This is a genomic window from Rahnella sp. CJA17(1/100), from assembly GCF_963881615.1.
Lineage (GTDB): Bacteria > Pseudomonadota > Gammaproteobacteria > Enterobacterales > Enterobacteriaceae > Rahnella > Rahnella aceris.
Map to the genome: position 1 here is coordinate 340,221 of NZ_CAWOJA010000044.1, position 25,941 is coordinate 366,161.

The window sequence follows — 25,941 nt, forward strand, 5'->3', positions numbered from 1 at the left end:
CAGAAGTTTGCAAAAAGTTTAAATTAATTAATCGTTCGATAAGGTCTGCGGACGAACCGCGCCATCCCTGACCAGCTCACGCGGCAAACTATTTTTAATCCGGCTTCCGATTCGTTTCGCTAATCCCAACGGCTGGCCGAGCCATGTCACCAGACATTCATCTGCCGGTGGGGCAGTTTGCGGATAAATATCGACGCCCCGGAACCAGCTTTGCGCCAGTTCATCGTCAATTTCAAAACGGTTTTTAGTTTCAGTATCGCTGAATGCCACCACGGCTTCGTGTTGCCAGCGGAAGCCTTTCGGAAAGCGTTCAGCCAGCCTGATACCAATACGCGAAAAGCGTACTTTCCCAAACAGCGGTTCCAGAACTGCCGGGAATATCCAGATCTCTTTGTCGCGTTGCCACAACGTATATTGTTTTTCCTGCCATAACAGTCCGGACTGACCGGCAGCTTTGATAATTTCTGCGCTGTCCTGACGGGAAAGCGGAGAGAAAGGGAAACGACCGACTTTGTATCCCGGAACAGGCAAGTGCGGTACGGAGTCCGTTTTGCGAAAACGCGCGACGAAGAAACCTTCACTGTCATAAACCTGAGGGAATACGTGCAGATAGCCTTCCTGCGTCACCGCTTTCCGCGCACCCGGGAATAAGTCTGCCAGCGATTCACTTTCCACCGCATCAGCATAAGTCTCGAGCAGCCACTGGCAGACCTGCTGGTTTTCCTGCGCATTAAGGGTGCAGGTTGAATAAACCAGAACACCGCCCGGTTTCAGCGCATGAAAAGCGCTGTCGATCAGTTCACGCTGCGTGGCAGCAATTTCCGACACGCTGTTTTCAGACCAGTTGCTCATGGCATCAGGATCTTTACGGATAACGCCTTCGCCCGAGCAGGGGGCATCAAGCAGAATGGCATCGAAAGTTTCCGGTAATGCGGCACCAAATACGCGCCCGTCAAAGTGGGTGAGTGCTGTATTGCTGACACCGCAGCGGCTGATATTGGCGTGCAGAACTTTTACCCGGCTTGCGGAATATTCATTGGCAACTATGCCGCCCTGATTTTCCATCAGCGCCGCAATCTGCGTGGTTTTTGAACCCGGTGCGGCGGCGACATCCATCACCAGCGTCGGCTGAGTGCCATCAGCAAATAACGCAGTGACCGGCAGCATTGAGCTGGCTTCCTGAATATAAAACAACCCCGCAAGATGAGACAACGCATTGCCTAAACGCGATTCATCCAGGGCATGGCGGTTGATCCAGAAACCTTCGGTGCACCACGGCACAGGCTCTAAATCCCACTGATAACTGCCGGCCAGTGTAAGGAAATCTTCCACGCTGATTTTGAGGGTATTGACCCGCAGGCTGGGGCGAAGAGGGCGCTGACAGGCAGCGATAAAATCCTCCATGCTCAGGCTGGCAGGCATGATTGCACGAGTGGCTTCCAGAAAAGCGGCGGGTAATTTATCAGCAAAACTGCTGGCAGTGGTGAGCTTTGACAAGAGTGCGGTTCCAGAACTGAATAAGTTTTCAGCCGCGGAGTTTAGCATATTTACCTGCGCAGGGAGGGGCTTCAGTCGTAACCAGGAAACGAAAAGGCCACCCGAAGGTGGCCTTGATGAAAATCATATTGGTTAATTTTTGGGGATTGCCGTTCCCCATTTCTGCCAGTCTTTTGGCGCTTCCGGATTGAGCAGGAAATGGTTGCCATTGCTGGCTTTCGGCGCCAGCGGCGTTGTCGGTGGGGTCGCAAAAGCGATACCGCCACGGATAAACTGCTGGAATGTGCCGCTTTTGAACACGCCGCCGGTCAGACCGAATTGAAGGTCATAACCGGATGCCAGCCAGAACACCGAGTTTTCGCGCACCAGATACTGGTATTTCTTACTGATCCTCAACGTCACGTTTACCCTGTCGGCCATCGCGCCAAGGTAGAAGCCCGAGACCGTACCTACTTCGATGCCACGGAACAACACTGGCGTGCCGATTTGCAATGAACCGACTTCTGCTGCGTCAACAACAATACCAAGACCGTCGGTGTAGCGGGAATCGGTAATGGTAGATTCCTGCAGGTCGAAATTGCGCGCCGGAACGCCTTTGCCTGCTTCAACGTTGATATAAGGCTGGAGCAGGGTTTCCAGATTACTGACACCACCGGCTGAAATTTCCGGAGAAACAATCGAGAAGCGCGAACCGCGACGGGCGAAGTCGTTCACAAATTCCGGATATAACACGGCTTTGGCCGAAACCTGATTGAGCTGCGGATCGAGCTTCAGTGATTCGACCTGACCAATTGTGATGCCCAGATAGCGTATTGGCATGCCAGCAGAAAGCTTACTGGCATCATAAGTGTTCAGCGTTATCTGGCTGCCGACAGCGCGGGCCGCGGTTTCTGAATCATACAGAACCCGTTTCACGCCTTTACTGGTGGAGACACCTTCAAGATTATCAAAGCTGATGGCGCCTTTCAGCGCACGATCCAGCGGCGAGGCCTGAACGGTCAGACCGCTGCCATTGAGCTGCACTTTGGCACCACCTTCAGCCCAGAAAATGCTTTTCTCAGACAGAAGATTGCGGTATTGCGGCTGAATATACACATCCACTTCAAACTCGTTCGCTTTCGGGCGAACATTCACAATCTGCCCGACCTGGAATTTACGGTAAAGCACCACTGATCCTGCCTGAATATCAGGCAGGGTTTTCGCCGTCAATGTCAGTGTGGCACCTGGCTGATCTCCCTGAATACCTTCAGCGGCTTTTTCCGCGTTGCTGTAAAGCGGGTATTTCTGAACGGGTTCACCTTTACTGCCAGGAATGAGGCGGATACCCCCATCGACCCATTCCTGTGCGCTGGCACCCAACACTTCCATGCCATCAATACCCAGCTTCACATCCACGCGGCTGTTGACCACAAACTTGCTGTCTTTGTGCAGCAGATTTTTATATTCCGGCTTGATCGCGGCATTAAACAGGATGCCTTCATCAGTCAGCGTGCGGTCAATCACCGAGCCGACGTTGATACCGTAAAGCTTGATCGGCTGCCCCGCATCAATTCCATAGCTTTGCGGCGCAATCAGCTGAATCTTGACGGTACCGGGGTTCTGAAGCAGGCGCTGGTTACTGTCAAGCACCACGAAATGCTTTTGCGGTTCCCCATCGCCCGGGATCAGTTCCAGCGTATTACCCGTCAGTAACTGACTGATATTAGCGTTGTTCAAACTAATTTTCGGGCTGTTCATTTCGATACGCGTTCCGGTACGCATCATGTCGATTACCGAAGGATCAACAGTGAGTTTACCGGTAACTTTATTGTCGGGTTGCAAAGTGACTTTGGTCAGGGTACCGACCTGCAACCCCTGATACATCAGCGGTGTCTGTCCTTCTGACAAGCCGTTGCCGTTCGGCAAATCGAGATTGATTTCAACCCCACGCTGGCTCTGCGCCAGATCCGGATACAGCACGTAAGACTGGTCTGCTTTGGCCGGATTACCATCATTTGGCGAATCCATTGAAATGGCTCCGTTAACCAGCGCGGCCAGACTTTCCATTTGCACTTTCGCGCCACTCAGGCTGAAGTCGCCTTTAAAACCGGATACGTTCCAGAAGCGCGTGTTGTCTTTCACCAGACCGGCAAAACGCTTGTCGATCAGCAAATCAATCGTGACGCCGTCATTACCACTTTCAATGTCGTAATCGTAAACTTTCCCGATAGGGATTTTGCGGTAATACACCAGGGAGCCGGTGCTCAGTGAGCCCAGATCTTTTGAATGCAGGTGAATCATCAGCTCGCCGGTATTCAGGCGGAATTTAGGCTGGGTATCGAGCGCGACGAAATGATCTTTCTCTTTGCCGGGGCCGGGCATCATGCCGATGTAGTTACCGCCCACCAGCGCATCAAGGCCGGAAACCCCGGCCAGTGAGGCTTTTGGCGTCACCAGCCAGAACTGTGTGCCTTCGCGCAGGGCGTCAGACAAATCGCTTTTGATACTGACTTTTACCTGAATGGTACGCAGATCTTTGGTCAGACTGATGGACTCTACTGTCCCAACCTCAACCCCCTGATAACGCACAGGAGTACGGCCCGCAACGATACCCGCTGCTGACTGGAAATCGATCGTGACAGTATTTCCACGCTCCTGATAGTTGCTGTAAATCAGCCATCCGGCGATCAGTAAAGCAATAAACGGCAGAAGCCAGAAAGGCGAAATCCGGCGCCTGTGTTTTATCCGTGCTTCAGTCGGTGTATTCGGCGTTTCCTGTTGCATGTGCATCCCAAATCAAGCGGCTATCAAGCCATTCAACGGCAAGAATGGTCAGAATTACGGCAGAGCCAAAGTAAAAGGCGGCCGGACCCATAGTAAAAGACAAAAGCTGGTCACGGTTTACCAGCGACATCATTAATGAAATAACAAACAAATCCAGCATCGACCAGCGTCCTATCCAGGTGACCAGTCGCAGTAAACGGATGCGCGTTTTCAGTCCCTGAATCGCTTTAAAATGGATGCTGAGTAACAGTGTCAGCATCACAATCACTTTAGTAAAAGGCACCAGTACGCTGGCAATAAACACAATCGCGGCAATCGGAATATTCCCTGAAGTGGCAAGCGAAACGACACCGGAGAAAATAGTGTCCTTCAGTTGCTGCCCGTTGGCGTAAATGATGGAAATCGGCAGCAAATTGGCCGGGATTAAAAACATCATGGCCGCAATCAACGCCGCCCAGGTTTTTTGCAGACTGTGTTTGTAGCGTTGTTGCATGGGAACATGACAGCGTGGACAGCGCCCGCGTTCATCCGGTAATCCGGTAAATTTACAGGCGATGCACAAACGCAGTGAAGACGGTACGCCCTTTGGCCTGCGCTGCGGATAAAACTCCTCCCACAGCTGCTCAATATTAAGATTAATCATCGTCAGTGTGACCATCACAGTCATCATCAGATACGCGGCCAGTGCAACTCCGGCATTGATATCCGCATATTCTTTGACCTTGATGCTGGCGACCGCCATGCCAATCAGATAAATATCCAACATCACCCAGTCTTTCAGGCGGTCAAGCATCAGCAATACAGGTTTAAGATTCATCCCCAGCTTGCTGCCAAAATGCAGATAAAGAATTGAAACAGCGAGTGTCAGCGGCGCACCGATGGTGCAAAACGCGACCATACTTGCCGTGACCGGATCGCCCTGACGCGACATCTGCCAGATGCCTTCAAGCAGGCTGGCGTCGATACGCGTGCCAAGCAGACGGATGCTGATCAGTGGTTCGGTATAAGCGAAAGGCATCAGCAGCAAAATGCTGATGGCCATAGTGATCAGCCGGGGAAGGGAGCAAACTTTGCCTTTTTCCACTTTGGCGTTACAGCGCGGGCAATGTGCAGTTTGCGTCCGTTTCAGCGCCGGAAGCGAGAAAAGGTAATCGCATTCATGGCACCGCTGGTAGCGAACATGCGGTAACTGGACTGATATTGTGTTTATTTTCATAGTACCTGGAATAGTAAAGAATACCTGTTGTTACAATTACGCATCCCCGTTGGGGGGCAGACGAGGCCATCAGGCCAAGATCAGCCAGGTTTTTTTGACAAAATAACGTATTATGCGGTCGGCAAACAGTTATTGTAGGCGAGTCTTTTTGATGTCACACAGGATTAACCTTGTTCACATGGGCATTTAATGCTTATTTTATAGGGGTTAAGCACAACAGAACGGCTCAGTGCCCTTAGGTCATTATTGGTTACTACATGAATAAAGAAGCATTCTACACGGAATTAAAACGTGATTTGAACGCGTTGATCGCCGGAGAAAACAATTTTATTGCTACTCTGTCGAACGCAAGTGCCTTACTTTTTGAACGTCTTGATGGCGTCAACTGGGTAGGTTTTTATCTGCTGGACGGCACAACACTCGTGCTGGGGCCATTCCAGGGTAAAATTGCCTGCGTGCGTATTCCGGTAGGAAAAGGCGTCTGCGGTACCGCAGTAGCGGAAAATGCTGTAAAGCGTGTGGGCGATGTTCATGCCTTCCCCGGGCATATCGCCTGTGATGCAGCAAGTAATGCCGAAATTGTTCTGCCAGTGGCCGTTAATGGCACAGTGATCGGCGTATTAGACATTGATAGCACCGTTTATCAACGCTTCGATGAAGCGGATGAACTGGGGCTGACAGAGTTAGTCAGCGGGCTTTGCCAGCATCTCGAAAGCTGCGATGCTGAAAAATATGTCAATCTGATCGTAAGTTGATCGTCGGATAACGTGGCATTTAATAATGGCGTCATTATAATGACGCCTGTTCATGCCTGCGCCGGTTGGCAAACCCGTTGTAATCAGGAAATTTCATGGAAAATCAACCTAAGTTGAACAGTAGTAAAGAAGTCATCGCCTTTTTGGCTGAGCGGTTCCCGCTCTGTTTTACCGCCGAAGGCGAAGCACGCCCATTAAAGATCGGTATCTTTGCGGATTTGGTCGCGCGCGTGCAAGGTGAAGAGAATCTGAGCAAAACTCAGTTACGCTCTGCTCTGCGCCTGTATACCTCAAGCTGGCGTTATCTGTACGGCGTTAAAGTCGGTGCAGAACGTGTTGATCTTGATGGTAATTCATGTGGCGTTCTCGAAGAACAGCACGTAGAACATGCCCGTAAACAGTTGGAAGAAGCGAAAGCCCGTGTTCAGGCACAACGTGCGGAACAACAGGCTAAACGTCGTGAAGCCGGTGAAACCGCTGAGCCACGTCGTCCACGTCCGGCCGCTAAAAAACCTGCGCCGCGTCGTGAAAATGCGCCCGCAGCTGTGGCTGGCCAGGAAAATCGCAAACCACGTACACCTCGCCCACCGCGTGAGGAAAAACGTGAACCGCGTCATGTGCCAGTAACAGACATTTCAAAACTGCAAATTGGCCAGGAAATCAAAGTCAGAGCAGGTCAGAGTGCGATGGATGCAACCGTATTGGAAATTGCCAAAGACGGTGTTCGCGTTCAACTCTCTTCGGGTCTGGCGATGATTGTACGCGCAGAACATTTGCAGTTCTGATACGGAGGCCAACTCAGGCATGAACAAATTTGTCAGATTAAGCGTTATTGCGGGGCTGTTAATGGCAGGAGCCGGGCTGGTGAACACCAGCTTTGCTGCGAACGAGAGTACACCGGTGACTCTCGCTCAACTTCCTAATTTAACGCAGGATCCGCAGGATGCAACGGTGAGCGAGCGTGTGACTGCTCGTTTTACCCGTTCACATTATCGTCAGTTCGACCTTAATGCAGATTTCTCAGCGAAAATCTTCGACCGTTACCTCAACATGCTCGATTATGGCCATAACGTATTAATGGCTTCCGATGTCGCACAATTTACTGATAAACGTGCCACCTTGGGTGAGGAACTGAAATCCGGTCAGTTAACTACCCCCTATGCCTTATTCAATCTGGCTCAGAAACGCCGCTTTGAACGTTATGACTATGCGTTAAAAGTGCTTGAGCGCCCGATGGATTTTACGGGCAACGACACCATTGAACTTGATCGCAGTAAATCACCGTGGCCGAAAGACCGCGCTGAGCTGGACAAATTGTGGGATGCGAAAGTCAAATATGACGAGCTGAACCTCAAACTGACCGGCAAGAACGATCAGGAAATTCGCGATGTATTGTCTAAGCGTTATCATTTTGCGATGAAGCGTCTGACGCAAAGCAACAGCGAAGATGTCTTCCAACTGGTCATGAATGCCTTCGCGCACGAAATTGATCCGCACACCAACTATTTATCACCTCGCAGCACTGAGCAATTTAATACCGAAATGAGCCTGTCTCTGGAAGGTATTGGTGCGGTCTTGCAAGGTGACGACGATTATACAGTCATCAATTCGATGGTTGCTGGCGGCCCGGCGGCCAAAAGTAAAGCCATTGCAGTGGGTGACCGTATTGTGGGTGTCGGTCAGGTTCAGGCAGGAAAACAGACTCCGATCGTTGATGTGATCGGATGGCGTCTCGACGATGTGGTTGCGTTAATCAAAGGGCCAAAAGGCAGCAAAGTCCGTTTGCAGATCTTGCCAGCGGGTAAAAATGCCAAGAACCATGTGATTACGCTGACCCGCGAGAAGATTCGTCTCGAAGATCGCGCCGTCAAAATGACCATCAAAAATGTTGGCGCTCAAAAAGTCGCTGTGATGGACATTCCTGGCTTCTATGTTGGCCTGACAGATGACGTCAAAGTGCAGTTGCAGAAAATGGCTAAGCAGAACGTTAACAGCCTGGTTATCGATCTGCGCACCAACGGAGGGGGGGCGCTGACGGAAGCGGTTTCGCTGTCCGGTCTGTTTATCCCAAGTGGTCCGGTGGTTCAGGTACGCGATAATAATGGTCGCATCCGTCAGGACAGTGATACCGATGGCGTCGTTTACTACAAAGGCCCGCTGGTGGTTCTGGTTGACCGCTTCAGTGCTTCGGCATCAGAAATCTTCGCCGCCGCTATGCAGGATTATGGCCGTGCGCTGATTGTCGGTGAGCCGACCTTCGGTAAAGGTACGGTTCAGCAGTATCGTTCACTGAACCGTATTTACGACCAGATGCTGCGCCCTGAATGGCCTGCGCTCGGTTCTGTGCAATACACTATCCAGAAGTTCTATCGCATCAATGGCGGCAGTACTCAGCGTAAAGGGGTTACCCCGGATATCCTGATGCCAACCGGTATTGAATCGATTGAAACCGGTGAGAAGTTCGAAGATAACGCACTTCCGTGGGATAGTATTAATGCGGCAACCTACACCAAATTAGGCGACATGAAACCGTTCCTGCCTGAATTGCTGAAAACGCATGAAGCCCGTATTGCGCAAAATCCTGAGTTCCAGTACATCCAGCAAGATATCGCGCGTTACAAGGCGCTGAAAGACAAACGTAACATTGCCTCTCTGAATTACGCCCAGCGTGATAAAGAAGATAAAGAGGATGATGCACTGCGTCTTAATCGCCTGAATGAACGCTTCAAGCGTGAAGGCAAGAAGCCGCTGAAATCTCTCGACGATCTGCCGAAAGATTATGTTGCTCCGGATCCTTACCTTGATGAAGCCGACCATATTGCTGTCGATCTCGGCAAGCTGGAAAAGTCTCAGGTTGATCAGGCCCCGGCAAAATAATTCTTGTGACAGACTGACTAAAAGCGCACTCCGGTGCGCTTTTTTTATGCGGTGTTTTTCTGAATAACATCGGTATTTCAGCCCTGTCTGTAAAAGCAAACGCTTCAAAATGTAAAGTATTGTGAATTCAGGCCTTCAGAACGCATGGAGTCTTGAATCCTGATAAGAAGCCCATAGGATCAGTACAGCCCGGCATGCTATGTGCCGGTGGTATGACTCGCTAATAACAATGAAGTAACAATGAGGAAGTGAAATTTTATGATGCGTATAGCGTTGTTCCTGCTGACTAACCTGGCCGTTATGCTGGTATTCGGGCTGGTACTTAGCCTGACCGGCATTCAGCACAGCAGCGTGCCGGGGCTGATGATCATGGCCGGGCTGTTTGGCTTCGGTGGCGCAATTGTCTCATTACTGATGTCGAAATGGATGGCGTTACGCTCAGTGGGGGGGGAAGTCATTGAGCAGCCGCGTAACGAAACTGAGCGCTGGTTGATGGACACCGTGCGTCGCCAGTCTCAGCAGGCGGGCATTGCGATGCCACAGGTCGCGATTTATCACGCACCCGATATTAACGCCTTCGCCACGGGCGCACGTCGCGATGCCTCTCTGGTGGCGGTGAGCACCGGATTGCTGCAAAGCATGAGTCAGGACGAAGCCGAGGCGGTTATCGCCCATGAAATCAGCCACATTGCGAACGGCGATATGGTAACCATGACGCTGATTCAGGGGATCGTGAATACCTTCGTGATCTTCATTTCACGTATTATTGCGCAGGTGGCCTCGGGCTTCCTTTCCGGCAACCGTGATGGCGAAGAGAGCAGTAACGGCAATCCGCTGATTTATTTTGCCGTGGCGACCGTGCTTGAACTGGTCTTCGGTATTCTGGCCAGCATCATCACGATGTGGTTCTCGCGTCACCGTGAATTCCATGCGGATGCGGGTTCTGCAAAACTGGTGGGCCGTGAAAAAATGATTGCTGCGTTGCAGCGCCTTAAAACCAGTCACGAACCGCAGGAAGCGGGGAGCATGATGGCGTTTTGCATCAACGGTAAATCGAAGTCATTCAGCGAGCTGTTTATGTCCCACCCGCCACTCGACAAGCGTATCGAAGCGCTGCGCAGTGGTGCATACATCAAGTAGTTTGTTTCCAGCAATGCTGAACAAAAAGCCCGGCTACTCTGCCGGGCTTTTTCATATCAGGATTTCAGGTTTTCCGATTCCTTCTGGCTGCTGGTTTTCTGCGTCATCCTCAGTAAACTGACCAGCGCGCCGGTTCCGGCCAGCGTTCCTGCAAGGATCAGTGATGCGTGAGTGCCATGCTGCGGGAACAGGTTAAACATCAGGGCAACCATCGCCGCGCCGGTTGTCTGGCCCAAAAGACGCGCGGTGCCCAGCAGTCCGCTCGCACCGCCACTACGGTTTCGCGGGGCTGAACTGATGATTGTGTGATTATTCGGCGACTGGAATAACCCAAAGCCGGCACCACACAGCAACATGCGCCAGATAATGTTCAGATGCGAAGGCTCTGATGGCAGTAATGACAGGGAAAAGAGCCCGAATGAGAACACGATCAGACCAATCCCGCCCAGCATTCCCGGATGGAAGCGCTCAACCAGACGGCCGGCGATCGGCGCCATCACCATCGTCGCCAGCGGCCACGGCGTGAGCAGAAGGCCTGTTTCCACGGAATTCAGACCGAGAGTGTTTTGCAGGAAGAAGGGCAGTGAAACAAAAGCCAGCATCTGGGCGCTGAAAGAACACAGCGAAGTGCCCAGAGACATACTGAAAATAGGAATGCGCAATAAATCGATCGGCAGCAGCGGGAAAGGCTGGGAAAGTTGACGACGTACGAAGAACCAGCCGATGATCAGGAGGGCAATGACTTCGCTCAGGATCAACATAGGGTTCTGACCTTGCGCAAATCCACTGATGGCGCTGATCAGCAGGCCAAAGGTCAGGGCATTCATCACGCTGCTGATGATATCAAAACGCTGACCCTGACTTCGCGTCGAGTTCGCCGGTAAAAACTTCAGACCGAGTATCAGAGCCACAATACCAATCGGAACGTTGATGGCAAACAGCCATTGCCAGGAGGCCACCGACAGAATACCGGCGGCAATGGTGGGTCCGGCCGCTGCCGAGACGGCAACGATAAGTGCATTAATACCGACACCACGTCCTAAGAAACGCTGCGGATAAATAATACGTATCAGCGCGGTATTTACACTCATGATCGCTGCCGCACCGAAACCTTGTAACACACGGGCGACAGTCAGTGTCATCAGTGAGTCCGACAAGGCGCAAAAGAGCGAGGTGATACTAAATACCAGCAAACCCGTCTGGTAAATACGGCGGTAGCCGAATATGTCGCCCAGTGACGCCAGAGAAAGCAGAGAAATCGTGATCGCCAGCTGATAGGCGTTAACCACCCAGATAGAGGTTGCCGGGCTGGCATGGAAATCATTAGCGATGGTGGGCAGTGCGACATTAGCGATAGCGCCATCCAGTACAGAAACGGTAATACCCAACGCAATGGCCAGAATGGCACCATATCGTTGTGGAATGGGTAATCCGTCAGCAGGTGTAGAAGTCATGAGTTCTGTCAGTGCGTAGTCATCAGAGAGGGGAATATTACTACGCTAATTAACGTAAAGTGACAATTGTCACATGATGTAATGAATTTTTTATCTCTCTGTCGGGAATGAAACTGGCTTAACAGTTCTTACATTCTTGATCAATGGGTTGATTGCTTCTCAGCGATGCTTGCCAGTATAATAAAAACCACGTTCTATTTTTTTTGAAACAAACTCAACGCGAGCAGGTAATACACCCTATGGCTATCGCAGATCTTGATAAGCAACCCGATTCCGTCTCCTCAGTCCTGAAAGTTTTTGGCATTTTACAGGCGTTGGGGGAAGAGCGTGAGATTGGCATTACTGAACTTTCTCAGCGCGTAATGATGTCTAAAAGTACGGTCTACCGTTTTCTTCAGACCATGAAATCCCTGGGTTATGTCGCACAGGAAGGAGAATCAGAGAAATATTCCCTGACGCTCAAGTTGTTTGAACTGGGTGCCAAAGCGTTGCAAAACGTCGATCTGATCCGCAGCGCTGATATTCAGATGCGCGAATTGTCCCGTCTGACCCGCGAAACGATCCACCTCGGTGCACTGGATGAAGACGGGATTGTCTACATCCATAAAATTGATTCGATGTACAACCTGCGCATGCATTCGCGTATTGGTCGCCGCAATCCGCTGCACACCACCGCAATCGGTAAAGTGCTGCTGGCATGGGGCGATAAAGCAGAAGTCAGCGCGCTGTTGCAGGAAATTGAATTTACCCGCAGCACTGAAAATACCATCATGAATGCTGCCGATTTGCAGACTGCGCTGGATCAGGTTCGCGCGCAGGGTTTCGGCGAAGACAATGAAGAGCAGGAACAAGGGCTTCGTTGTATCGCAGTTCCGGTATTCGACCGCTTTGGCGTGGTGATTGCTGGTTTGAGTATTTCTTTCCCGACGATTCGTTTCTCCGAAGAAAGTAAAAGTCATTACGTGGAAATGCTGCATACTGCCGCGCGTAATATTTCGGAGCAAATCGGTTTTCACGACTATCCGTTCTGAATAATCGCGTTCTGAGTGATTGCGGAATTTCAGACATAAAAAAACCGAAGCCACTGGCTTCGGTTTTTTGTTTGCAGCAATCTGAAATTAACGGTGAGCCAGCTCAGCCGTTTCTTCAGCATCCATCACCGCTTTATCCGTCTGTTTCAGCAACTGGCTGGTGATAGTGCCTGCCGTCATTGAACCGCTGACATTCAGCGCGGTACGGCCCATATCAATCAGCGGCTCAACAGAAATCAGCAGGGCAACCAGCGTAACCGGCAGGCCCATGGCCGGCAACACGATCAGGGCTGCAAATGTCGCACCACCACCCACACCGGCAACACCGGCAGAGCTCAGTGTCACGATACCAACCAGCGTCGCAATCCATACCGGATCAAACGGGTCGATGCCGACGGTTGGCGCAACCATGACGGCCAACATGGTTGGATACAGACCTGCACAGCCGTTCTGACCAATCGTTGCCCCGAAAGATGCCGCAAAGCTGGCGATAGATTCAGGAATACCCAGACGGCGTGTTTGCGCTTCAACGCTCAGCGGGATGGTCGCAGCACTTGAACGGCTGGTGAAGGCAAAAGTCAGCACCGGCCAGACCTTACGGAAGAATTTCGCCGGATTAACACCGGTGAACGACAGTAGTATCGCGTGAACAACAAACATAATGCCAAGACCCAGGTAAGACGCGACCACAAAGCTGCCGAGTTTAATGATGTCCTGAATGTTCGAGCCGGCGACCACTTTGGTCATCAGAGCCAGTACCCCGTACGGGGTCAGTTTCATGACCAGACGCACCAGCTTCATCACCCATGCCTGCAGGGTATCGATAAAGGCCAGAATGCGCGGACCTTTTTCTGCATCATCTTTCACCAGTTGCAGGGCGGCTACACCAACGAAGGCGGCGAAGATCACGACGCTGATGATTGATGTCGGACTTGCGCCTGTCAGATCAGCAAACGGGTTCTTAGGGATAAAGGAAAGGATCAACTGAGGCACGCTCAGGTCAGCCACTTTGCCGACATAGTTAGACTGAATTGCCGTCAGTCGCGCCGTTTCCTGCGTACCCTGTACCAGGCCGTCAGCGGTGAGGCCGAACAGGCCCGTCACGAAGATACCCACCAGAGAAGCGATCAGTGTGGTGAACAGCAGGGTACCGATGGTCAGGAAGCTGATTTTCCCCAGCGATGACGCGTTATGCAGTTTCGCTACCGCGCTCAGAATAGAGACGAAAACCAGCGGCATGACGATCATTTGCAGCAACTGGACGTAGCCGTTACCGACAATATTGAACCAGGTAATTGAGGTTTTCAGTACCGGATCATCGGAACCGTAGATCAGCTGTAAAGCCAGGCCAAATACGACACCCATAGCCAGACCCAGTAAAACTTTTTTTGCCAGGCTCCATTGCTTGTGGCGGGTTTGTGCCAGCAGCAAAAGCAGGGCAACGAAAACCACTACGTTAAGAACGAGCGGAAGATTCATACCAGACTCCAAACTTATAATTTTGATAAATGAAACGGGTGTTTCCGGAAAAGGACTGCACCATCCCAAAGCATTGGGGGGCAGAATATCAGTTTGAGGGTCTGAGTATTTATATCCAAAAGGAATTCATTATAACTTTTTGTTGGTATTTGTATTAATTTTCATCATATCGGCAATATTTCATACTATTCAGATGAATAATTTCAGGATGTGATTAAAAAAGTCAGGATTTATTGCACCAATGATGGGCGTCCAGTCTGGCCAGAAAAGCGTCAGGCCGACCAGCATAAGGCAGAGCGTGCGCTCGAGTTGATTACCTTTCTGGCTGTTAATCAGCGGTAGCCGGAAACGCCATCGACAAGGCCAGAGCAGCGGCACTCCTGCAGGCGTCAGCATATCTGCCAGGATATGGCTCAGGTAACCGATAATCATGGCGTGGAAAGCATCAGCGGGGATCACCCAGTCGTGAGGGAAATGAGTGCGTAGCAGGAAAATCCCTCCAGCCACCGCCAGCAAACTGTGAGTGAATCCACGATGACCAAAAGCCCGGGCGATGGGGGCTGACAACCATTTAAGACGCTGACCCAGCACCGATTTGGGGTGATCAATATCGGGCAGCAGACAGGTAAGCAAAGACCCTGGAATGATGTGCCACCAGTCACCATGCGCCAGTTCGGGAGAAAGCTGGGCCTTCTTAGCAAATACTGCACAGGCAATTGAGAAAATGAGATGGCCTTCCGCCGTCATGACGCGTCCGAACTGGATAACTGTTATTTTATCCAGTATAAGTGAAACTGTCACAATCTTGGAAGAGATGCCCTGTAACTAATTGTCAACGGACTGATAAAAAAAAAAAAAGCGTATAAGAATACGCCTTTCTGGTGTCACTTATGCTGCCCTTAACGCGCGAGCCAACCACCATCGACGGCAATGGTGTAACCATTAACGTAATCAGAGGCTTTCGATGCCAGAAAGACTACCGGCCCCATGACATCTTCCGGCAGACCCCAGCGTCCGGCGGGGATTCTGTCGAGGATTTCTTTGCTGCGTTCTTCATCGGCGCGCAACTGTTCCGTATTGTTAGTCGCCATATACCCCGGCGCAATCGCATTCACATTGACGTTATGCTTCGCCCATTCATTGGCCATCAGTCGGGTCAGACCCATTACTGCGCTTTTTGACGCGGTATAGGAAGGCACCCTGATCCCCCCCTGATACGAGAGCATAGAGGCAATATTTATAATTTTGCCACCGTTACCCTGTTTGATGAACTGCTTCGCCACGGCCTGAGACATAAAGAACAGCGTTTTGCTGTTCACATTCATCACATCATCCCAGTTTTTCTCGCTGAATTCGATGGCATCTTCACGGCGGATAATCCCGGCGTTATTGATCAGAATATCGATATGACCAAATTCCCCGACTGCTTTCTCGATCAGCTCAGGAATGCCTGTGATGGTGCTCAGATCAGCCCTCAGATCGAGAAAACGGCGGCCTAACATGGTGACTTTTTTTTCAGTTTCTTCAGGGGCGGAAACGTTAATGCCCACAATATCGCATCCCGCCTGCGCGAGACCCAGCGCCATGCCTTGTCCCAGCCCGGTATTGCAACCGGTGACGATTGCGACTTTGCCGCTTAATTCAAATGAACGGAGGATCATATTCAGAGTCTCTTTTGCAACGGCGCGTTCGCCATAAAAAATGAGTTGCTCTGCCGGTGAAGGCAGAGCAAGGGGGAGTTAGCGCAGTTCGCTGACTTTGACGTGATCCATGTCATCGAATACCTGGTTCTCACCGACCATACCCCAGATGAAGGTATAGTTTTTGGTACCCACCCCGGCGTGAATTGACCAACTAGGAGAGATGACAGCCTGCTCGTTGTGCACTAATAAATGGCGGGTTTCCTGTGGTTGCCCCATCATATGGAACACGGCAGTTTCCGCTTCCATATTGAAGTAGAAATACACTTCCATACGACGTTCATGGGTGTGGCAAGGCATGGTATTCCACAGGCTCCCCTCTTCCAGTTTGGTCAGCCCCATGGTCAGCTGACAGGTTTCCAGAACGTCGGGCACGATGAATTTATTGATGGTGCGGCGGTTGCTGGTAGCTGCATCGCCGATGGTCTGCGGAGAGGCTTCCGCCAGCGTGATTTTTTTGTTCGGGAAAGTCGTGTGTGCCGGCGCACTGTTGTAGTAGAACTTGGCCGGTCTGGAGGCATCAACGCTGCTGAACTCGACCCGCTTTGCCCCTTTGCCGACATACAACGCTTCTTCATGACCAATTTCATAGGTTGTACCGTCAACCACGATCAGACCCGGGCCGCCGATATTAATCACGCCGAGTTCGCGACGTTCAAGAAAATAGCTCACGCCAAGCTGTTTACCGACTTCATCACCCACGGATACCGTTTTTTCAGCGGGCATGACGCCGCCGACAATGATGCGGTCGATGTGGCTGTAAGTCATGGTATAGGCATTTTTCTCAAAGATTTTCTCAATGAGGAATTCACGGCGTAATTCAGCGGTATCAAGCGTTTTCGCGTGGTCGCTGTGGATACTTTGACGAACTTGCATGTCGGTGCCTCTCATGAATGACGATATCAAGGAGGACTTACCGGGCTAGTCTGACCGTTGCGTGGCAGTGACAGCGTACAGAAGCAGGAGAGCTCCCGGCTCGTCCTTGTTGCAGGAATCATAGGTTCATTGGCATGCGAATTCAATAAAAATGAAATAACGTTTTATTTATTTTATGAGTCAGTTCAAGATTTACGAAATTAAACGAAGCTTCAAAAATTGTGGCAGGAGAAATGCGTGGAGAAGGTATATGGAAAGCAGAGAATGCAAAGAAGGTGCGCAGCGGCATGAGCGGCTGCGCATAAATTTTAGCAGATGTGTGCCACACGCAATTCTTCGAGGGAAGAAAGTTTGACATCGGCAAGCGCCCAGCGTGGATCCACACTGTATTCATGGTCCGGCACCACCACCGAGCGCATACGCGCGGCTTTGGTGGCGATCATGCCATTAAAGGAATCTTCCAGCGTCACACAGTTGAGCGGATCAACCTGTAATTCTCCGGCAGCCAGCAGATAGACTTCAGGATGCGGTTTGCTGTAAGGCAGCTTTTCCGCTGAAACACGAACCTTAAAGAAGGAGTGTAAATTAAACATTTCCAGCACGGTATCGAGCATAAACAGCGGTGATGCCGACGCGAGACCAATCTTCAGCCCCTGATCACGGCAAAGCTCAAGGGCGTGATTCACGCCAGGCAGCAACGGCCGGGTTTGTTCTACCAGTTCAATCGTGCGGGCAATAATCATTGAGGACACTTCTTCCTGACCCGGACCCTGCCACGGAAGCGCCTGATACCACATTCTGACCACCTGATCGATACGCAAACCTAGCGTATCCGGCAGCAAATGGCGCTGGGAAATATCAACGCCCAGGCGACTGAAAACGTCCAGCTCAGCCTGAGTCCATAACCGTTCAGAATCAATTAACAGACCATCCATATCGAAAATTGCTGCATTAACAGGGCGGACATAAGCCATGAAAGCGGACTCCCTCACAATAAATAGAAACCCACTTTAACATCGGTGGGAATGCAGGTGAAATCTGATGTGAAAATGAACAGGATGGACGTTCCCGGTACAGCGTTACGCTAACTGATTAAAACATTGGGCGGAGCAGGCTTTCTGTGGGTAAACTTAGCCGTTGCTTTAGGTATCCTAACAAGGGGAATTCATGACGTACCAACAAGCCGGACGTGTGGCAGTAATTAAACGAATTGCGGGATGGATCATTTTTATCCCTGCGCTGCTTTCTACGCTGATTTCTTTGCTGAATTTCATCAACGAGCACACTAAGACGGAGCAGGGCATCAACGCGGTCATGCTGGATTTCATCCACGTGATGGTGGATATGGTGAAGTTCAATACCTCGTTTCTCAATGTCTTTTGGTACAACTCACCGGTGCCAGCTTTAGGGCAGGGTTTCACCAGCGCGAACATCATGTTCTTCATTATCTACTGGCTGATTTTTGTGGGGCTGGCACTTCAGGCTTCCGGTGCGAGAATGTCCCGTCAGGTAAAACATATTCGCGAAGGGATCCAGGATCAGCTTATTCTGGAACAGGCGAAAGGTGCTGAAGGCCGGACACGTCCGCAAATTGAAGAGCGTATCGTGATACCGCGACACACGATTTTGGTGCAGTATTTTCCGTTGTATATTTTGCCAATTATCATCGCTGTCATCGGCTACTTCATTTTGAAATTATTAGGATTAATGGCCTGATAATTTGACGACATATTTATAACGGGTTTCTGTGAGCATGAAAAATAAGGCCTGAATATTAACGTTTTCAGGTCTTATTTGTTCAGAGCTGAAATATTTATCCCGCTAACTGATATCTTCGTGTAACAGCCTTTCGATGGCGCGTTGCGCCACCACAAGATGCTGACCACCGAATAAATTACTGCGGTTAAGCAGGTAATATAACTGGTAGATCGGTTGCCTCGAAATGAAGTCGTCAGGGAGTGGCGTTATACTCTGATAACCGTCATATAATTGCGGCGGAACATTCGGATATAAGGGCAGCATCGCCAAATCGCATTCCCGATCCCCCCAGTAACAGGCCGGGTCAAAAATCACCGGACCATCATCAGATAAGCCACAGTTATGCGGCCATAAATCGCCGTGTAAAAGTGAAGGTTGCGGCTGATGATTCTGCAAGCGGGCATGAACCATGGCGGTGATATCTTCGATATTACCAAATATCATCCCTTTTTCAGCAGCCAGTTGCAGCTGCCAGCCAATGCGCTGCTCGGCAAAGAAGGTAGCCCAGCGCCGTTGCCAGCTGTTGGGTTGCGGAACTGTCGCCAGTTCATTATCGAAATCCAGACCGAATTGCAGTTGTTCACTCCACTGATGCAATGCGGCAAGTTGCTGGCCTAAAACATAGGCATTATGTCCATCCAGAGGTTTTTGCGGGATGTATTCGAGCAAGAGGAAACTGTAATCACGGTCGCTACCTACACCATAAACTTCCGGCACCCTGACGGTCTGGCTGCGCGCAAGTAAGGCCAACTGATCGGCTTCAGCGGCAAAGATAGGCAACATTTCGCGTGCATTGCATTTCACAAACACGTTTCTGTCGCCGTAGCTCAGCCGCCATGCCGGGTGGATTTCGCCTCCCGGAAGCTCAACACGTTCGCGGATTTCAGCATTGCCTAAGTGTTCACTCAACAAACGATTGACGGCTTGCCACATGGTATGACCCCTTCTGACTGGCCAGATAATTCATTAAGTTAGCGTTTTTTCAGCTTCGAAAACCCGATCCGGCGCACGGCTGAATCAGATGATGATGTCAATTTATGCAATTTCTCAGATGTCTAAATAGAACGTATCATCAGCGGACAGATTAATTTAGGAATATGTGACATGAAACGGGTTTTATAAACGGAATTGTCTTATCGACATCCCTCTAACCCCTTTGTTTAACAAAACAATAATAATAATAGACGAAAAATATATTCAGGTGTTGGAAGAAGATGTATATGCTACATCTCGTCCCAGTCGCGAGAGAGATAACGTGAAACCAAACATTCTTTATTTGATGGCCGCGCTATTGCTGGCGGGTTGCGCTAAAGAAACACCGGTTCAGACGACGCGTTTTTTGAATCCATCGCCGCCACCTCAGCGCGATACTTCATTAATGCATCCAGGGCCTTATGGTGATGTTATTCACCAGGCGGCAAATACCTATGGCGTCGACGAAACACTTGTTAAAGCAATCATTCAGGTCGAATCTGGATATAACCCAACCGTTGTCAGCAAATCGAATGCGATTGGGTTAATGCAGCTAAAGGCCTCAACGGCAGGACGCGATGCCTACCGGATGAAAGGACGTTACGGTCAGCCCACGCCGCGTGATTTAAAAGATCCGGCGGTGAACATTGACCTGGGTACGGCTTATTTAAGTATTTTACAACAGCAGCTTGCGGGTATTAATAACCCTGAAACTCGTCGTTACGCCACCACACTGGCATATGTGAACGGAGCAGGGGCGTTGTTGAGAACGTTCGACAAAGATAAGACGTATGCGATTGCGAAAATCAATCTGATGACGCCTGCTGAGTTTTCTGCCCATGTGCAGAAAAAACACCCGGCGCCACAAGCGCCACGCTATCTGTGGAAAGTGAACAATGCCTACCTCGCGATGCGGTAAGCATTGATGTTTCCGCCAGCGGCTCAGGCTGCTGGCGGGAAGGTTTTAATAATCTCAAGAACCCCGTTGATAACGAACTGAACGCCCATACACACCAGCAAGAATCCCATCAGACGTGAAATAGCCTCAATCCCGCTTTTCCCGACCAGACGCATAATCGCCCCCGAACTGCGCAGAGATATCCACAAAATCAAACCCACTAAAAAGAAAATCATCACCGGAGCAACGGTAATAATCCAGTGCGGGAAATCAGATGATTTCACCGTTGAAGCACTGCTGATGATCATGGCAATGGTGCCCGGCCCGGCGGTACTTGGCATCGCCAGAGGAACAAAAGCGATATTTGGCGAATCCTGTTTTTTCATTTCCGCCGTTTTGTTCTCGATAAGGATCCTTTCTTCCACGTGTGGCTGTGGGAAAAGCATTCTGAAACCGATAAAGGTGACGATAAGTCCCCCCGCAATACGCAGGCCGGGAATGGAAATCCCGAACGTATTCATCACCAACTGTCCCGCGTAATACGCCACCATCATGATGATAAAGACATAGACCGAGGCCATCAGCGACTGCTGGTTTCTTTCCTGTGTGGTCATATTCCCGGAAAGACCGAGCATCAAAGCCACGGTCGTCAGTGGATTTGCCAGCGGAAGCAGTACCATCAGGCCCAATCCCAGTACTTCAAATAACTGCCTGACTTCTGTCATATCCTTCCCTTTTTTAAATGCTGCTCTGGTTACCTTAACGTGTCAGGGGGGGATTACACGAAAAATATCCGCGTTTAGCAACACAGGTTGCTGGAAATTCGCACTTTACGAATGCTAAACTTATGAACTGTTTTCGCGTCGCATCCCGATACAATTACGTGATGTATTCAGGGTGCCTATATTTGGCAAGGTAAAGCTAAATAGCGTGAATAACTACGTGAATTTAAACTCAAATATTTTTCTAGATGTGCTCTGTCGTGTGGGGCACCACTGTAGATTAAGGAATTAGCATGCCTGTCATTACTCTTCCTGATGGAAGCCAGCGCGTTTTTGATCGCCCCGTTTCTCCCCTTGATGTTGCCCTTGATATCGGCCCTGGCCTGGCGAAAGCCTGTATCGCTGGTCGTGTTAACGGCGAACTGGTTGATGCAACCGACCTGATTGAGGTTGACGCGCAACTGGCGATCATCACCGCTAAAGACGAAGCCGGTCTTGAAATTTTGCGCCACTCCTGTGCGCACCTTTTGGGTCATGCCATTAAACAACTGTGGCCAGACACCAAAATGGCAATCGGCCCGGTTATCGATAATGGCTTCTATTACGACGTCGATTTAGATCGTACGCTGACTCAGGAAGATATCGAACTGCTTGAAAAGCGCATGCACGAACTGGCTGAAAAGAATTACGACGTCATTAAAAAGAAAGTCAGCTGGCAGGAAGCGCGCGATACCTTTGCAAGCCGTGGCGAAGAATACAAAGTGGCGATTCTGGATGAAAACATCAGTCATGATGACCATCCGGGTCTGTATCACCACGAAGAATACGTGGATATGTGCCGTGGTCCACACGTACCGAACATGCGTTTCTGCCATCATTTCAAACTGCAGAAAACCTCCGGTGCTTACTGGCGTGGCAACAGCGATAACAAAATGTTGCAACGTATCTACGGCACTGCGTGGGCGGATAAAAAGCAACTGAATGCGTACATTCAGCGTCTGGAAGAAGCCGGTAAACGTGACCACCGTAAAATTGGTAAGCAACTTGACCTGTACCATATGCAGGAAGAAGCACCAGGTATGGTGTTCTGGCACAACGACGGCTGGACCATTTTCCGTGAGCTGGAAGCCTTTGTACGCATGAAACTGAAGTCTTATGACTATCAGGAAGTAAAAGGTCCGTTCATGATGGACCGCGTGCTGTGGGAAAAAACCGGTCACTGGGAAAACTACAAAGAAGCGATGTTCACGACCTCTTCTGAAAACCGTGAATATTGCATCAAGCCAATGAACTGTCCGGGGCACGTTCAGATCTTCAATCAGGGTCTGAAATCTTACCGTGATCTGCCATTGCGTATGGCTGAGTTTGGCAGTTGCCACCGTAATGAGCCATCTGGTGCATTACACGGTCTGATGCGCGTTCGTGGCTTCACTCAGGACGATGCTCACATCTTCTGTACAGAAGAGCAGGTGCGTGATGAAGTGAACAGCTGTATCCGCATGGTGTATGACATGTACAGCACGTTTGGCTTCGAAAAAATCGTGGTGAAACTGTCCACCCGTCCTGAGAAGCGCATTGGTACTGACGAAATGTGGACTCGTGCTGAGGATGACCTGGCGGCTGCGCTGACGGAAAACGACATTCCGTTCGAATATCAGCCGGGTGAAGGGGCGTTCTACGGTCCAAAAATTGAATTTACCTTGCATGATTGTTTGGATCGTGCGTGGCAGTGTGGTACCGTGCAGCTCGACTTTTCATTACCTGGTCGTTTGAACGCCTCTTATATTGGCGAAAGTAACGACCGTCAGGTTCCGGTAATGATTCACCGTGCTATCCTGGGTTCAATGGAACGCTTCATTGGTATTCTGACTGAAGAATACGCGGGCTTCTTCCCAACCTGGATGGCTCCGGTTCAGGTAGTGATTATGAATATCACTGATTCACAAGCTACCTATGTCGAAGAATTAACTAAAAAACTGCAAGATGCAGGCATTCGCGTTAAAGCCGACTTGAGAAATGAGAAGATTGGCTTTAAAATCCGCGAACACACGCTACGCCGTGTTCCTTATATGTTAGTTTGTGGCGATAAAGAGGTCGAAGCAGGCAAAGTTGCTGTTCGTACCCGCCGCGGCAAAGACTTAGGAAGCATGGATGTTAGCGAAGTCGTTGACAAACTGCTGGCGGAAATCCGCAGCAGAAGTCTTCATCAACTGGAGGAATAAAGTATTAAAGGCGGAAAACGAGTTCAACCGGCGCGTCCTAATCGCATTAACAAAGAGATTCGCGCGCAAGAAGTTCGCCTCACCGGCGTCGATGGCGAGCAGATTGGTATTGTCAGTCTGAATGAAGCTCTTGAAAAAGCTGAGGAAGCGGGCGTCGATTTAGTAGAAATCAGTCCGAATGCCGAGCCGCCAGTTTGTCGAATCATGGATTACGGCAAATTCCTCTACGAGAAGAGCAAGTCGACCAAAGAGCAGAAAAAGAAACAAAAAGTTATTCAGGTTAAGGAAATCAAATTCCGACCTGGTACCGATGATGGCGACTATCAGGTCAAACTACGCAACCTGATTCGCTTTCTGGAAGATGGCGATAAAGCCAAAATCACCCTGCGTTTCCGTGGGCGTGAAATGGCGCACCAACAGATCGGTATGGAAGTGCTCAACCGCGTCCGTAAAGACCTGTGTGAAGATTCTGAACTGGCCGTTGTCGAATCCTTCCCTACGAAGATCGAAGGTCGTCAGATGATCATGGTGCTCGCACCTAAGAAGAAACAGTAAGGCTTCCAAGTAATCCTGCTACGCGGTGTTCGCACCGCGTATTCTGGATTCGCCTTTCTGATTCATGTTAATAACAATGCGAAGTGGAATTTAAAATGCCAAAGATCAAAACAGTACGCGGCGCCGCTAAACGCTTCAAAAAAACCGCCAATGGTGGTTTTAAGCGTAAGCACGCAAACCTGCGTCATATTCTGACCAAAAAAGCTACTAAGCGTAAACGTCACTTGCGTCCAAAAGGCCTGGTATCCAAGAACGATTTGGGTCTGGTCTCTGCATGTCTGCCGTACGCATAAATACACTTTTTTTCATCTAGAATATAAAACTCAGGAGAGCATATGGCTCGCGTAAAACGTGGTGTGATTGCACGTGCACGTCACAAGAAAATCTTAAAACAGGCGAAAGGCTACTACGGTGCCCGTTCTCGCGTATATCGTGTTGCATTCCAGGCTGTTATCAAAGCTGGTCAATACGCTTACCGTGACCGTCGTCAAAAGAAACGTCAGTTCCGTCAGCTGTGGATCGCGCGTATCAACGCAGCAGCTCGTCAGAACGACATGTCTTACAGCAAATTCATTAACGGCTTGAAAAAAGCTTCTATTGAAATTGACCGTAAGATCTTGGCTGACATCGCAGTATTCGACAAAGTGGCATTCTCTGCACTGGTCGAAAAAGCGAAAGCAGCTCTGGCGTAAGTCAGGTGAAAGAGGGAGCTTGCTCCCTCTTTTATATTTTGTGTTTAAAAACATTCTGTTTCGTTGTTTAATACCCACAGTTTCGTTTCAATTACGGCACAAGATTTACAACCGACAAGGTAACGCAAGCATGAATGCTGCTATTTTCCGTTTCTTTTTTTACTTTAGCGCCTGACTTTGGAAGGCTTTCGCGCGTAAGAGAAGAAACGAAAAGTAGCGCCTAAGCCTCCCTCGTGGAGGCTTTTTTGTATCTGTGCTTTATACGCTAAGGTTCAGGGTCAAAATCGCGCCCCTGATTAATCACGGTTATTTTACATCGGGCCATATTGGCCAGAAGAAGAGGAAAGCAATGCCACATCTCGCAGAGCTGGTTGCCAATGCCAAGGCAGCCGTAGAGAGTGCTCAGGATATCGCCGCGCTGGATAATGTGCGTGTCGAATATCTGGGTAAGAAAGGCCACCTGACACTCCAGATGACAACCCTCCGTGAATTACCTGCGGAAGAACGCCCGGCTGCGGGCGCGGTCGTCAATGAAGCGAAAGCGCAGGTTCAGGAAGCCCTGAACGCGCGTAAAAATATGCTGGAGTCCGCTGAACTGAATGCCCGCCTGGCAGAGGAAACAATTGACGTTTCCCTGCCTGGCCGTCGCATCGAAAACGGTGGCCTGCACCCGGTGACCCGTACTATCGACCGCATTGAAACCTTCTTTGGTGAATTAGGCTTTACCGTGGAAACCGGCCCTGAAATCGAAGATGACTATCACAACTTTGATGCCCTGAACATTCCGGGTCATCACCCGGCACGTGCCGATCACGATACTTTCTGGTTTGATGCCAAGCGCCTGCTGCGTACGCAAACTTCCGGTGTTCAGATCCGCACCATGAAAGACCAGCAGCCGCCAATTCGTATTATCGCGCCGGGCCGCGTCTATCGTAACGATTACGATCAGACTCACACCCCGATGTTCCATCAGATGGAAGGCCTGATCGTTGATAAAGACATCAGCTTCTCTAACCTGAAAGGCACATTGCACGATTTCCTGAACAACTTCTTTGAAGCTGATTTGCAGATACGTTTCCGTCCTTCCTATTTCCCGTTCACAGAACCTTCCGCAGAAGTGGATGTGATGGGCAAAAATGGCAAATGGCTGGAAGTGCTGGGTTGCGGCATGGTGCATCCGAATGTCCTGCGCAATGTGGGCATCGACCCTGAAGTGTATTCCGGTTTTGCCTTCGGAATGGGGATGGAACGTCTGACTATGTTGCGTTATGGCGTGACTGATCTGCGTGCATTCTTCGAAAACGATCTGCGTTTCCTCAAACAGTTTAAGTAAG

At 50.2% G+C, this 25,941-nt stretch carries 24 protein-coding genes and 1 other annotated feature; of the genes, 13 read left to right on the forward strand and 11 right to left on the reverse strand.

What is annotated here, in order from left to right; genetic code table 11:
* Positions 1 to 27: 27 nt before the first annotated feature.
* The 3 genes from rsmF to yebS form a co-directional block, all read right to left on the reverse strand.
* Positions 28 to 1,545 (reverse strand): 16S rRNA (cytosine(1407)-C(5))-methyltransferase RsmF, encoded by a 1,518-nt coding sequence (gene rsmF, locus AACU55_RS18490; RefSeq protein ID WP_134705895.1) that lies wholly within the window; start codon positions 1,543 to 1,545, stop codon positions 28 to 30.
* Positions 1,546 to 1,629: 84 nt separating this feature from the next.
* Complete coding sequence (locus AACU55_RS18495; protein ID WP_037037452.1) at positions 1,630 to 4,260, reverse strand: PqiB family protein; 2,631 nt, start codon at positions 4,258 to 4,260, stop codon at positions 1,630 to 1,632.
* The gene (yebS, locus tag AACU55_RS18500; protein WP_037037453.1) at positions 4,229 to 5,476 is read right to left on the reverse strand and encodes a membrane integrity lipid transport subunit YebS; all 1,248 of its coding nucleotides are present in this window, start codon (positions 5,474 to 5,476) and stop codon (positions 4,229 to 4,231) included. The genes AACU55_RS18495 and yebS overlap by 32 nt, the downstream gene beginning before the upstream one ends.
* Before the next feature lie 257 nt (positions 5,477 to 5,733).
* Between yebS and AACU55_RS18505 the strand changes: the two genes are divergently transcribed.
* The 4 genes from AACU55_RS18505 (at position 5,734) to htpX (ending at position 10,248) form a co-directional block, all read left to right on the forward strand.
* A complete protein-coding gene (locus AACU55_RS18505) occupies positions 5,734 to 6,231 on the forward strand; it encodes a GAF domain-containing protein (protein WP_134705896.1) in 498 nt (165 codons plus the stop codon).
* Between the two features lie 95 nt (positions 6,232 to 6,326).
* Positions 6,327 to 7,016 carry an RNA chaperone ProQ gene (proQ, locus tag AACU55_RS18510; protein ID WP_013576151.1) on the forward strand — a complete coding sequence of 230 codons (690 nt, stop codon included), beginning with the start codon at positions 6,327 to 6,329 and terminating at the stop codon, positions 7,014 to 7,016.
* A 19-nt stretch (positions 7,017 to 7,035) separates the two neighbouring features.
* The gene (prc, locus tag AACU55_RS18515; RefSeq protein WP_134705897.1) at positions 7,036 to 9,108 is read left to right on the forward strand and encodes a carboxy terminal-processing peptidase; all 2,073 of its coding nucleotides are present in this window, start codon (positions 7,036 to 7,038) and stop codon (positions 9,106 to 9,108) included.
* 258 nt (positions 9,109 to 9,366) lie between these two features.
* Positions 9,367 to 10,248 carry a protease HtpX gene (htpX, locus tag AACU55_RS18520; protein WP_013576149.1) on the forward strand — a complete coding sequence of 294 codons (882 nt, stop codon included), beginning with the start codon at positions 9,367 to 9,369 and terminating at the stop codon, positions 10,246 to 10,248.
* A gap of 56 nt (positions 10,249 to 10,304) precedes the next feature.
* Here the strand turns inward: htpX and AACU55_RS18525 are convergent, their stop codons facing one another.
* A complete protein-coding gene (locus AACU55_RS18525; RefSeq protein ID WP_134705898.1) occupies positions 10,305 to 11,702 on the reverse strand; it encodes an MFS transporter in 1,398 nt (465 codons plus the stop codon).
* A gap of 239 nt (positions 11,703 to 11,941) precedes the next feature.
* Here AACU55_RS18525 and kdgR point away from each other — a divergent pair, with 239 nt between their 5' ends.
* Positions 11,942 to 12,733: a DNA-binding transcriptional regulator KdgR gene (gene kdgR / locus AACU55_RS18530; protein WP_013576147.1), complete on the forward strand. Its 792-nt coding sequence runs from the start codon at positions 11,942 to 11,944 to the stop codon at positions 12,731 to 12,733.
* Positions 12,734 to 12,820: 87 nt separating this feature from the next.
* Here kdgR and AACU55_RS18535 read toward each other — a convergent pair whose 3' ends face one another.
* The 5 genes from AACU55_RS18535 to hxpB form a co-directional block, all read right to left on the reverse strand.
* Entirely contained in the window at positions 12,821 to 14,212 is a 1,392-nt protein-coding gene (locus AACU55_RS18535) for an L-cystine transporter (protein WP_037035298.1), read from the reverse strand.
* A gap of 189 nt (positions 14,213 to 14,401) precedes the next feature.
* The gene (locus AACU55_RS18540) at positions 14,402 to 14,959 is read right to left on the reverse strand and encodes a metal-dependent hydrolase (RefSeq protein ID WP_013576145.1); all 558 of its coding nucleotides are present in this window, start codon (positions 14,957 to 14,959) and stop codon (positions 14,402 to 14,404) included.
* 152 nt (positions 14,960 to 15,111) lie between these two features.
* Complete coding sequence (gene kduD, locus AACU55_RS18545; protein ID WP_013576144.1) at positions 15,112 to 15,873, reverse strand: 2-dehydro-3-deoxy-D-gluconate 5-dehydrogenase KduD; 762 nt, start codon at positions 15,871 to 15,873, stop codon at positions 15,112 to 15,114.
* A 78-nt stretch (positions 15,874 to 15,951) separates the two neighbouring features.
* Positions 15,952 to 16,788 carry a 5-dehydro-4-deoxy-D-glucuronate isomerase gene (gene kduI, locus AACU55_RS18550; RefSeq protein WP_013576143.1) on the reverse strand — a complete coding sequence of 279 codons (837 nt, stop codon included), beginning with the start codon at positions 16,786 to 16,788 and terminating at the stop codon, positions 15,952 to 15,954.
* A gap of 308 nt (positions 16,789 to 17,096) precedes the next feature.
* Positions 17,097 to 17,762: a hexitol phosphatase HxpB gene (gene hxpB / locus AACU55_RS18555; RefSeq protein ID WP_134705899.1), complete on the reverse strand. Its 666-nt coding sequence runs from the start codon at positions 17,760 to 17,762 to the stop codon at positions 17,097 to 17,099.
* A gap of 193 nt (positions 17,763 to 17,955) precedes the next feature.
* Here hxpB and AACU55_RS18560 point away from each other — a divergent pair, with 193 nt between their 5' ends.
* Positions 17,956 to 18,504, forward strand: a complete 549-nt coding sequence (locus AACU55_RS18560) for a YniB family protein (protein WP_013576141.1) — start codon at positions 17,956 to 17,958, stop codon at positions 18,502 to 18,504.
* Positions 18,505 to 18,609: 105 nt separating this feature from the next.
* Here AACU55_RS18560 and AACU55_RS18565 read toward each other — a convergent pair whose 3' ends face one another.
* Positions 18,610 to 19,479: a fructosamine kinase family protein gene (locus AACU55_RS18565; RefSeq protein ID WP_134705900.1), complete on the reverse strand. Its 870-nt coding sequence runs from the start codon at positions 19,477 to 19,479 to the stop codon at positions 18,610 to 18,612.
* A 322-nt stretch (positions 19,480 to 19,801) separates the two neighbouring features.
* On the opposite strand from AACU55_RS18565, the gene AACU55_RS18570 reads away from it, so the two are divergent.
* Complete coding sequence (locus AACU55_RS18570) at positions 19,802 to 20,437, forward strand: transglycosylase SLT domain-containing protein (RefSeq protein ID WP_013576139.1); 636 nt, start codon at positions 19,802 to 19,804, stop codon at positions 20,435 to 20,437.
* A gap of 23 nt (positions 20,438 to 20,460) precedes the next feature.
* On the opposite strand, the gene AACU55_RS18575 is transcribed toward AACU55_RS18570, so the two are convergent.
* On the reverse strand, positions 20,461 to 21,141 hold the full coding sequence (locus tag AACU55_RS18575; protein ID WP_013576138.1) for a MarC family NAAT transporter: 681 nt from the start codon (positions 21,139 to 21,141) through the stop codon (positions 20,461 to 20,463).
* 290 nt (positions 21,142 to 21,431) lie between these two features.
* Here AACU55_RS18575 and thrS point away from each other — a divergent pair, with 290 nt between their 5' ends.
* The 6 genes from thrS (at position 21,432) to pheS (ending at position 25,940) form a co-directional block, all read left to right on the forward strand.
* Positions 21,432 to 23,360, forward strand: coding sequence for a threonine--tRNA ligase (gene thrS, locus AACU55_RS18580; protein WP_013576137.1), 1,929 nt, complete (start codon positions 21,432 to 21,434; stop codon positions 23,358 to 23,360).
* 3 nt (positions 23,361 to 23,363) lie between these two features.
* A complete protein-coding gene (infC, locus tag AACU55_RS18585; RefSeq protein WP_013576136.1) occupies positions 23,364 to 23,915 on the forward strand; it encodes a translation initiation factor IF-3 in 552 nt (183 codons plus the stop codon).
* Between the two features lie 95 nt (positions 23,916 to 24,010).
* Positions 24,011 to 24,208: a 50S ribosomal protein L35 gene (gene rpmI / locus AACU55_RS18590; protein ID WP_013576135.1), complete on the forward strand. Its 198-nt coding sequence runs from the start codon at positions 24,011 to 24,013 to the stop codon at positions 24,206 to 24,208.
* Positions 24,209 to 24,250: 42 nt separating this feature from the next.
* A complete protein-coding gene (gene rplT, locus AACU55_RS18595) occupies positions 24,251 to 24,607 on the forward strand; it encodes a 50S ribosomal protein L20 (RefSeq protein WP_013576134.1) in 357 nt (118 codons plus the stop codon).
* A gap of 125 nt (positions 24,608 to 24,732) precedes the next feature.
* Positions 24,733 to 24,857 (forward strand) — a sequence feature (Phe leader region).
* The gene (gene pheM, locus AACU55_RS18600) at positions 24,738 to 24,782 is read left to right on the forward strand and encodes a pheST operon leader peptide PheM (RefSeq protein ID WP_106120997.1); all 45 of its coding nucleotides are present in this window, start codon (positions 24,738 to 24,740) and stop codon (positions 24,780 to 24,782) included. Its footprint overlaps the feature before it by 45 nt.
* A 99-nt stretch (positions 24,858 to 24,956) precedes the next feature.
* The gene (gene pheS / locus AACU55_RS18605; protein ID WP_134705902.1) at positions 24,957 to 25,940 is read left to right on the forward strand and encodes a phenylalanine--tRNA ligase subunit alpha; all 984 of its coding nucleotides are present in this window, start codon (positions 24,957 to 24,959) and stop codon (positions 25,938 to 25,940) included.
* Position 25,941: the final 1 nt, after the last annotated feature.